We start from the raw sequence: 9,088 nt of genomic DNA on the forward strand, positions 1-9,088 counted from the left end.
CCCGCCCACCGTGCAGCTCGGCCAGATGGCGGACCAGCGTCAGCCCCACCCCCAGCCCTTCGGCGCGACGGGCGCGGAGCGCATCCTGGTGGCGAAACGGGTCGAATAAATAGGGCATCACGTCGCTGGAAATGCCTTTGCCGGTATCGCCCACTGCAATGCAGGCTTCGTTGCCCGCCACCGCGACGCGCACCGAGACCTCGCTGCCCTGCGCGCTGAACTTGATGGCGTTGGTCACCAAGTGGCCCACCATTTGCTCCACGCGCTCTCCGTTTCCCCACACTTGCACTTGCGTCGCCGGCAACTCCGCGCGCAAGGCCACGCCGCGTTCCGCCGCCAGCCTCTCGGCCTTGGCCAAGGCTCCCTGCACTGCAGGAGAAAGCGACAACAACGTCTTGGAGAAACGCAGCCGGCCGGTCATCGCCTGGGTCACGTCCAACAGCTCCTCGATGAGTCCGACTTGCTGCTGCACGCCCGTCTTGATGCCTGCCAAGGCCCTGGCCACGCCAGGCTGGTTGACGTCGACGCGGCTTTCGAGCACATGCGCCCAGCTCTGGATGCCATTGAGGGGCGAGCGCAATTCGTGCGACACCATGGCCAGGAATTGATCGCGGACGTTGGCTGCGGTTTCCGCCTGGGTGCGGGCGGCCTGCTCGCGCAACACCAGGGCATCCAACTCGACCTGCGCTTGAACCCAGGACGTGACGTCCGACGTGACGGCCACGGCGCGTGCGCCAAGCGGATCGGGCACGACGCTCACCCTGAAGTACCGGGTGTTATCGCCGGTATCGATGCGATAGTCGAAATTCTGGGGGGTACGCGAGGCCATGGCTTGCGCCGCGGCCTGCTCGTAGGCGGTGGCGATGTAGGGCGCAACGCCTAGCTCTCTTGCCCCCTTGCCGGCAAATGCATGGGGTTCGATCCCGAATAATTGGCCTGCGGCGCGATTGGCGTACACATATCGCAACTCGGAGTCATAAGCCATGACGGCATATGGCAGGAGCTCGAGCATATGTGCAGACCCGAAGTCATCCTCACCCGCACCGGCGGGTTCACCGCCGTCGACTTCGCGATGCCAAGTGCAGGTCCCGCTGAATCCGACGAATTGGTCATTGGCTTCGAAGCTGGGCTGGACCTGCGTATGCACTTCGAGCACACCACCGTCCGCAGCCGACACGCCATGCACGAGTTCCCAAGGCGATGCCACGACAGCGGCTTTGGTGAACGCCGACTTGAGCCGCCGGCGGTGTGGCGCAGGCACTCGCTCCAGCCATCCCCAGCCCAGCGCTTGCTCGACCGGCTGCCCCGTTAGCCGCGTCCAGGCGGGATTCACATAGGTCCAGGAGCCGTCTATGGCGGCGGACCAGAGAATGCAGGGCGCGTGGTCCGCCAGGCGACGGAAAGACGCATCGGAAGCATGGGCTGCCGTGGAAAGATGCGCAGCCGTGCTCATCGGTCGTCGCCCGGCTGCATGACGGGAAGCCCCCTGGGGCTCAATGCTGTCGAGACCATTCGGTATCGTAGTTCTCTTCGACGTCATCCGGTGGTTCGAGGAAAAAAGTGGCTATGAACGCCGCCACCGCCACCACGAACATGATTAGCGCGACAGTGGCCGCGCTCGCCGCGAAGCCCGTCCAGGCAGCCACGATCGCCAACAAGGGAACCACGAAAAAGATAGTAGCCCAACGCAACATGATCCATCTCCTTGGCTTTCCCGTATTCCCCGCATCACCGGCTGCGCTGCGAGGTTACGGTCACGTCTGGGCTGACTACGAGCAGATTCCGTACCAACAGGCCCTTGCTCCCGCGAAAGCCTGATATTGCTAGGGGAATCCGCAAGCCGGCCGAGGGTGGTTATAAGTTTTACATGCTCATCCGTCGGGTTGAGAGAAAAAGTTACATGCAGTTTTTGCACGGTGACGGCATGCGACTCCCTTTTCTACAAGGACTAAACTCCCAGCTTCACCGGAGATCGCCATGGACCTATCCGAACTGGCCGCCCACGTCGCGCGCCGCTACGACGAAGAGCTGATCCCCCTGTTGTCCGACTACGTGCGGGTACCCGCCAAATCGCCCATGTTCGACGCGAACTGGGCGGCGCACGGGCACCTGGCCGCCGTCGTCGAAGCGGCTGCCGCGTGGGCCCGCGCCCAACCCGTCACCGGGCTGTCGGTGGAAATCGTCTCCATCGAGGGCCGCACCCCGTGCCTGTACTTCGAAGCGCCCGCGACACAGGGGCTGGGGGCCGAAACGACCATCCTGTTCTACGGCCACCTCGACAAACAGCCGGAGATGACGGGCTGGCGGGAAGGCTTCGGGCCCTGGACCCCCAGGATCGAGGATGACAAGCTATACGGCCGGGGCAGCGCGGACGACGGCTACGCCGTCTACGCCGCGTTGACGGCCCTATCGGCGCTGGATCGCCAGGGCGTGCCGCGCCCGCGGTGCGTGGGCCTGATCGAGACCTGCGAGGAAAGCGGCAGCTACGACCTGCCCGCTTACCTCGACCTGCTCGCGCCGCGCATAGGCATCCCCACATTGGTCGTCGGCCTGGACTCGGGTTGCGGCAACTATGACCAGCTCTGGGTAACGACATCCTTGCGCGGCCTGGCCGGCGGCGTGCTCACGGTAGAAGTGCTGACCGAAGGCGTGCATTCCGGCATGGCGAGCGGCCTCGTCCCCTCTTCGTTTCGCATCGCCCGCCAACTGCTCAACCGGCTCGACGACCCCGCCACCGGGCGCGTCATCCTGCCGGAGCTCCATGCGGAGATTCCCGCCGAGCGCCTGGCGCAGGCGAAGGCCGCCGGCGACATCCTCGGTGACCAGGTCTGGAAACAGTTCCCTTGGGTAGGATGCTCGCACGGCCCCGAAGGGCATGCGCATGCGCAGCCGACGACCACCGACCCGGCAGAAGGCATCCTGAACCGCACCTGGCGCCCGGCGCTCTCCGTCACCGGGGCCGCAGGCTTGCCTTCGATCGACGCTGCCGGGAATGTCCTGCGTCCGAAAACCTCGCTCAAGCTGAGCATGCGCTTGCCGCCAACCGTCGACGCCGAGCGTGCCGCGCGGGCGATGAAAACCGCATTGGAACGCGATCCGCCTTACCAGGCCAAGGTGCGCTTCGAAGCCGAAGGCAGCGCCAGCGGCTGGAACGCCCCGCCTACGGCGCCGTGGCTGGAACGCGCCATCCACGAGGCATCCCAGGCGGCGTTCGGGAAAAGCGCAGCCTGGATTGGCGAAGGCGGGACCATTCCTTTCATGGGGATGCTGGGTGAGAAGTATCCCGACGCACAATTCCTCATCACCGGCGTGCTGGGCCCGCAGTCGAACGCCCATGGCCCGAATGAATTCCTCCACATTCCCTACGTAAAAAAGCTCACGGCCGCCATAGCGCAGGTCGTGGCTGCCGTCAGGTGAGCGAGGCACGCCGGCCAGGCACCGTTTCAGCCAGGGGCCGGCGCACACACGATCGTTACAGAGACGCGCCGGGCCGGCCGGCGTCTTCTGCTAACCTGGGCTCACACCACTAGTTTCCATTGCGCGTCGGCTGCGGCCCGCGCCGGAGCTTGACGTGCTTTCGCAAACCGCACAACGGATTGGAATGAACCGCCCGGGTAACGCGCACGGGTGGTAAGGGAGATGAGCCATGAGCAGCCGTGTTGAAAAAGACACTTTCGGTCCCATCGAAGTACCTGCGGATCACCTTTGGGGCGCCCAGACCCAGCGCTCGCTGCAGTTTTTCTCTATCTCGACCGAGCGCATGCCCGAGCCGCTCATCGTGGCCCTGGCGCGGGTCAAGCGCGCGGCCGCCCGCGTCAATGCCGAGCTGGGGCTGCTGGAGCCGCGCCTTGCCAAGGCCATCGAGTCGGCGGCTGACGAAGTCATCGCCGGGCGGTGGCCGGGCGAGTTCCCCCTCAGCGTCTGGCAAACCGGATCCGGCACGCAGACCAACATGAACCTCAACGAGGTGCTGGCCAATCGCGCTTCGGAGCTATTGGGCGGGGAGCGCGGGCAGGGCCGCCTCGTGCATCCGAACGACCACGTCAACCGCGGCCAGTCTTCCAATGACGTCTTTCCCACCGCCATGCACGTGGCGGCGGCGCTGCAAGTGCACACCCGGCTGCTGCCCGCCCTCGCCCGGCTGCGCAAGACGCTGGCAGACAAAGCCAAGGCCTATGCCGACGTGGTAAAAATCGGCCGGACTCACCTGCAGGACGCTACGCCGCTCACGCTAGGCCAAGAATTATCTGGCCACGAGGCGCAGCTTACCCTGGCAGAGGAACAAATCCGCTATGCGCAACGGGGATTGCTGTTGCTCGCCATCGGGGGAACGGCTGTCGGGACCGGCTTGAATACGCATCCGGAGTTCGGCGCGCGCGTCGCCGCGGAGCTAGCCAAGGAGACGGGCCTGCCGTTCGAGTCTGCTCCCAATAAATTCCAAGCCTTGGCTTCGCATGAAGGACTGCTTTTCGCCCACGGGGCCTTGAAGACGTTGGCCGCAGGCCTGATGAAACTGGCCAATGACGTGCGGTGGCTCGCCAGCGGCCCCAGGTCCGGCCTGGGCGAGATCCGCATACCGGAGAACGAGCCAGGCAGCTCCATCATGCCCGGCAAGGTCAACCCGACCCAGGCCGAGGCGCTCACCATGCTGTGCGCGCAGGTCCTGGGCAACGATGTGGCGATCAACATCGGCGGGGCCAGCGGCAACTTCGAGCTCAACGTTTTCAAGCCGCTGCTGATCCACAACTTCCTGCAGTCCGTACGCCTGCTGGCCGACGGCATGGAGAGCTTCGACAAGCACTGCGTGTCGGGCCTGGAACCCAATCGAGAGCGCATCGCTGAATTGGTGGAGCGCTCGCTGATGCTCGTGACGGCCCTCAACCCGCATATCGGCTACGACAAAGCCGCCCAAATCGCCAAGAAGGCGCATAAGGAAAACTTGTCCCTGCGGGAGGCGGCGCTGGCGCTGGGCTACGTGACGGCCGAGCAGTTCGACCAATGGGTGAACCCTGCCGCCATGACTCGCAATACGGTCGAATAAGGCGCCTGCGCCTAGCCCTTGCCGCTGACCTCCGCGCCCGCGTCGGGCGTGAGGCGCCGGAAGAACAAGATGGAGGCGATCATGGCACCGCCTATCACCAGGTAGCCGGGGACGACGTCCCAGGCGTCGAGCGAGGTGGTGCCACGCGCGACCATGCTTACCTTGAGCACGAACGCAGCGATGGCCACGCCTAGGCTGATGGCCAATTGCTGCACGGCGCTGGCCATGCCCGTCGCGCGCCCCATGTGCTCCGGCCCGATATCCGCGTACGCCAGGGAGTTCACCCCTGTCAGCTGGAGCGAACGGAAAAACCCGCCCAGCAACAGCACCACGATGATGACCAGGTGCGGCGTCGCCGGGGTAAAGAGCACGCAGCCGATGACGGAACCGCCGGTCAAGACGGCGTTCACCACCAGCGTGCGGCGGAAGCCATAGCGTTTGATGATGGGGCCGGCAGTCATTTTCATCATCAACGCACCCAGTGCCCCGGCAAACGTCAACATCCCCGCCGCAAACGGCCCCATGCCGAACGCTACCTGCAGCTGCATGGCGAGCAGGAAGGGAACCGCGCCCACGGCGAGCCGGCACAGATTGCCGCCCAGCAGCGAAATGGAGAAGGTTGGGATCTTGAGCAAGCGGAAATCGAGGATGGGATGCGGCGAACGTTGCGCATGCTTGACGTACAGGAACCCGCACAAAAGGCCCACGCCCAGCAACGCTGCCACCGTGGCGGGGGCAAGCACGTCGTGCCCCAGCGCATCGAAGCAGAACACCAGTGTGCCCATGCATATCGCCGTCAGGACGAACCCCAGGAAATCCAGCGGCAAGGGCTTTCCGCCCTCGATGTTCTTGATGTAGCGCAGCACCAGGATCACGCCCGCGATGCCGATGGGCAAGTTGATGAAGAAAATCCAGCGCCAAGACGCATACTCCACCAGGAAACCGCCCACAGCGGGCCCAAAGATAGGCCCGAGCAGCGCCGGCATGCTCAGGAACGACATCGCACGCACGAGCTCGGACTTCTGGACCGTCCGCAATAGCACGATGCGGCCGACGGGCACCATCATCGCCCCGGCGAACCCTTGCAACATGCGGCCGGCCACCATGTGCCCCAACGACTGGGAAATGCCGCACAGGGTCGAGCTGAGCGTAAAGAGCATGATGGCCGCCGCGAACACCTGCCGCGCCCCGAACCGGTCTGCGGCCCAGCCACAGATGGGAACGAAAACGGCCGCGCTCAATAGATAAGCCGTGATGGCGACATTGAGCCGCACCGGGTCTTCCCCGAAGGACTCGGCCATCGCCGGCAGCGCAGTGGCGATGACCGTGGAGTCCAGCATCTGCATGAATAGCGCACAGCCGATGATGAGCGGCACCACCATGGGGGACAACCGCTGGCGCACGCGGCCGAAGAATGAAGGGCGGGCCCCGGGAGTGACGGCCATGCACTCACTCCCCGAGGCGCCGCAGGGCGTCCACCGCTGCCCCGAGCGCAGCGCGCGACTCGGGCTCGAGCTTGGCAATGCGCCCGGCGAGCCAATCGGTGCGGCGTTTGCGTACGTCGGCCACGAGCTTGCGGCCTTGTGGCGTGATCGCCAACCCCACGCGTCGCTTGTCCGCATGAAGCGTGAGGTCGCGGCGGACTAAGCCCGCCTCTTCCAATTGCTTGATGTGTTTACTCATCGTCGGCGCGCGCATGTTTTCGCGGTGGGCCAAGTCGTTGACGCCGATACCCGGTTCTTTGTCGATGGTCGCCAGCAGCATGATCGTCAACGGCGATACACCGAAAGCCTGCGTTTCCCGGCGCAAGAGCCGGTTGAGCCGCAAGATGGCAGGACGCAGCTGCGCCGCCAGCTCAAAGGCATCGTTGCTTGACGGGTCGGACATGGCATCGGCATGCGGCAAGCAGCCGCCTGATATAGTTAGTTAGCAGAACTAACTATATCGCCGCACGCACGGTTTGGCAAGGAAGGGAAAGGATCGGCACCGCTGCACGCGGCGCCGAGGCTCCGTTCACATGACGGCCGATGCACCGCCGTCGAGATTGATGCTCGAGCCCGTTACATAGCTTGCCGCCTCGGACGCGAGGAAGACGATGACGTTGGCAGCTTCCTCGGCCTCTCCCACCCGGCCGAGGGGAATATCCCGCGCAAATTCCCGGTACAGCGCCTCCGGCTCCTTGCCCTTCTTCGCGGCCGAGCGTTCGTGCTGCGCCGCCTTGATCTTGCCGATGCAGACGGCGTTCACGAGGATATTGTCGGCCGCAAACTCGCGGGACAGGGCCTTGGTCAGCGCCAGCCCGGCCGCGCGCGAGACAGAGGTGGGCATGGACGCGGCGCCGGGCTGCTTGCCCCCTATGGTCGAGATGTTCACGATGCGGCCGCCGCCCTGGCGCTTCATGTGTTCGACGGCGAGCCGCGAGCAGCGAATGGCCCCGTAGAGCTTGAGCTCCAGGTCCGCATCCCAATCGGCGTCCTTGACCTCCAGGAATGGTCCGCGCATGGACGTGCCGGCATTGTTCACCAGGATGTCGATGCGGCCGAAATGGCTGGCGACGGCCGCAAAGAAGCGCTCGACATCTTCCGGCTTGGAGACGTCGGCCGGTATGCCCAGCACGTCGCCGCCCTTGCCGCGCAGAAGCTCAACCGTCGCGGCGAGCCTGTCGGCATTGCGGGCGCAGAGCGCGACTTTCGCGCCTTCCTCGACAAACTTGAGGGCCGTCGCCAAGCCGATGCCGGCGGTGGCACCGGTCACTACCGCCACTTTTCCTGCAAGACCAAGATCCATTGCTACTCCGTCATAGAATCAAACCATGCGCGGCGCGCCGCGCCCCTACGAACCGCACACCGCGTCCGCCGCGGCGGCACTTTACCAGCCCTCTGCCATGGAAACGAGCCCGCAAGACATCGGCCTCATCCGCGTGTACCACGCCCACGTTTACTACGACCCTGCGACGACCCGCCCAGACGCTGCCGCGGTGCGCGAGCAAGTGTGCGCCCGCTTCCCGGTCCAGGCCGGCCGCTGGCACGACGTCCCCGTCGGTCCGCACACCCAAGCCATGTACCAGCTGGTGTTCGCGCCCGATACGTTTTCCACCCTGGTACCCTGGCTCATGCTCAACCGCCGCGGCTTGGACGTGCTGATCCACCCGGACACCGGGTTTCCCCGCCGCGACCACCTCGTGCACGGTTTCTGGCTCGGCCGGCAGTTGCCGCTGCGCGGCGAACGCCTGCCCGAGCAGGAGGACTAAACCTGCCTCACCGCGCACGGTCGATCCAGCCCAGGCGCTCGCCGGCCGACGCCACAATCTCGAACGACCGCAATTGCGCAGCCGGATCGTAAACCTGGGCCGTCACCATCAATTCGTCCGCCCCGTGGCGTTCGGCGAACGCCGCCAAGCCCGCCTGGACGTCCGCCTCATCGCCGACGATGGAGCAAGCAAGCGACCGCTCCACGTGCGCGCGTTCCGCTTCGCTCCACCGCTCCTCGATGTCATCCACGGGTGCCGCCAGCTTCCCCGGCCTGCCCCGGATGAGGCTGACGAACTGCCATTGCAGCGACGTAAACAGGCGGCGCGCCTCGGCCGCCGTATCGGCGGCGCACACGTTGACGCCCAGCATCACATAGGGGCGTTCCAAAGTTGCGGACGGTTGGAAACGGGTACGGTACAGATCCAGCGCCGCGGTCAAGTACCCCGGCGCGAAATGCGAAGCGAACGCGAAAGGCAGCCCCAGCTGGGCCGCCAGCTGTGCGCTGAACAAACTCGAGCCCAGGAGCCACAAGGGCACGTCCAAGCCCGCGCCGGGCACGGCCTGAACGGCTTGGCCCGGCACAGGCGACCGGAAATAGCCCTGCAGCTCGAGCACGTCCTGCGGGAAGCGGTCGGCAGTATCGCCCTGGCTGCGGCGCAAAGCCCTCGCCGTCGGCTGGTCCGAGCCCGGCGCCCGCCCCAGCCCGAGGTCGATGCGTCCCGGGTATAGCGACGCGAGCGTACCGAATTGCTCGGCAATGACCAGCGGCGAATGATTGGGCAGCATGATCCCGCCC

9 protein-coding genes are annotated in these 9,088 nt (G+C 65.4%); 3 read left to right on the forward strand and 6 right to left on the reverse strand.

All coding sequences use genetic code 11. The features are described from left to right. Positions 1–1,453: PAS domain-containing protein (locus IRZ12_RS12515; RefSeq protein WP_296468896.1), on the reverse strand; the 1,453-nt coding region annotated here is incomplete at its 3' end. A gap of 40 nt (positions 1,454–1,493) precedes the next feature. Further along, the gene (locus IRZ12_RS12520) at positions 1,494–1,694 is read right to left on the reverse strand and encodes a DUF1328 domain-containing protein (RefSeq protein ID WP_296468898.1); all 201 of its coding nucleotides are present in this window, start codon (positions 1,692–1,694) and stop codon (positions 1,494–1,496) included. A gap of 283 nt (positions 1,695–1,977) precedes the next feature. On the opposite strand from IRZ12_RS12520, the gene IRZ12_RS12525 reads away from it, so the two are divergent. Then, complete coding sequence (locus IRZ12_RS12525) at positions 1,978–3,417, forward strand: M20 family metallopeptidase (protein WP_296468900.1); 1,440 nt, start codon at positions 1,978–1,980, stop codon at positions 3,415–3,417. Positions 3,418–3,646: 229 nt separating this feature from the next. After that, positions 3,647–5,041 (forward strand): class II fumarate hydratase, encoded by a 1,395-nt coding sequence (gene fumC / locus IRZ12_RS12530; RefSeq protein WP_296468902.1) that lies wholly within the window; start codon positions 3,647–3,649, stop codon positions 5,039–5,041. An 11-nt stretch (positions 5,042–5,052) separates the two neighbouring features. On the opposite strand, the gene IRZ12_RS12535 is transcribed toward fumC, so the two are convergent. The 3 genes from IRZ12_RS12535 to IRZ12_RS12545 form a co-directional block, all read right to left on the reverse strand. Further along, complete coding sequence (locus IRZ12_RS12535) at positions 5,053–6,423, reverse strand: DHA2 family efflux MFS transporter permease subunit (protein WP_296468912.1); 1,371 nt, start codon at positions 6,421–6,423, stop codon at positions 5,053–5,055. Between the two features lie 67 nt (positions 6,424–6,490). Next, positions 6,491–6,928, reverse strand: coding sequence for a MarR family transcriptional regulator (locus IRZ12_RS12540; RefSeq protein WP_296468904.1), 438 nt, complete (start codon positions 6,926–6,928; stop codon positions 6,491–6,493). Positions 6,929–7,054: 126 nt separating this feature from the next. Continuing rightward, positions 7,055–7,828 (reverse strand): SDR family NAD(P)-dependent oxidoreductase, encoded by a 774-nt coding sequence (locus IRZ12_RS12545; RefSeq protein ID WP_296468907.1) that lies wholly within the window; start codon positions 7,826–7,828, stop codon positions 7,055–7,057. 97 nt (positions 7,829–7,925) lie between these two features. On the opposite strand from IRZ12_RS12545, the gene IRZ12_RS12550 reads away from it, so the two are divergent. Beyond that, a complete protein-coding gene (locus IRZ12_RS12550; protein WP_296468909.1) occupies positions 7,926–8,291 on the forward strand; it encodes a DOPA 4,5-dioxygenase family protein in 366 nt (121 codons plus the stop codon). 7 nt (positions 8,292–8,298) lie between these two features. Here IRZ12_RS12550 and IRZ12_RS12555 read toward each other — a convergent pair. After that, a partial coding sequence (locus IRZ12_RS12555; RefSeq protein WP_296468911.1) for an LLM class flavin-dependent oxidoreductase occupies positions 8,299–9,088 on the reverse strand: 790 nt, incomplete at its 5' end.

The organism is Pigmentiphaga sp. (genome assembly GCF_019689535.1).
Lineage (GTDB): Bacteria > Pseudomonadota > Gammaproteobacteria > Burkholderiales > Burkholderiaceae_B > Pigmentiphaga.

What these genes read in the sequence shown, in the direction of transcription:
- IRZ12_RS12520 (WP_296468898.1), bottom strand. Translation starts at nt 1,694, where the DNA reads ATGTTGCGTTGGGCTACTATCTTTTTCGTGGTTCCCTTGTTGGCGATC.
- IRZ12_RS12525 (WP_296468900.1), top strand. Translation starts at nt 1,978, where the DNA reads ATGGACCTATCCGAACTGGCCGCCCACGTCGCGCGCCGCTACGACGAA.
- fumC (WP_296468902.1), top strand. Translation starts at nt 3,647, where the DNA reads ATGAGCAGCCGTGTTGAAAAAGACACTTTCGGTCCCATCGAAGTACCT.
- IRZ12_RS12535 (WP_296468912.1), bottom strand. Translation starts at nt 6,423, where the DNA reads ATGGTGGTGCCGCTCATCATCGGCTGTGCGCTATTCATGCAGATGCTG.
- IRZ12_RS12540 (WP_296468904.1), bottom strand. Translation starts at nt 6,928, where the DNA reads ATGTCCGACCCGTCAAGCAACGATGCCTTTGAGCTGGCGGCGCAGCTG.
- IRZ12_RS12545 (WP_296468907.1), bottom strand. Translation starts at nt 7,828, where the DNA reads ATGGATCTTGGTCTTGCAGGAAAAGTGGCGGTAGTGACCGGTGCCACC.
- IRZ12_RS12550 (WP_296468909.1), top strand. Translation starts at nt 7,926, where the DNA reads ATGGAAACGAGCCCGCAAGACATCGGCCTCATCCGCGTGTACCACGCC.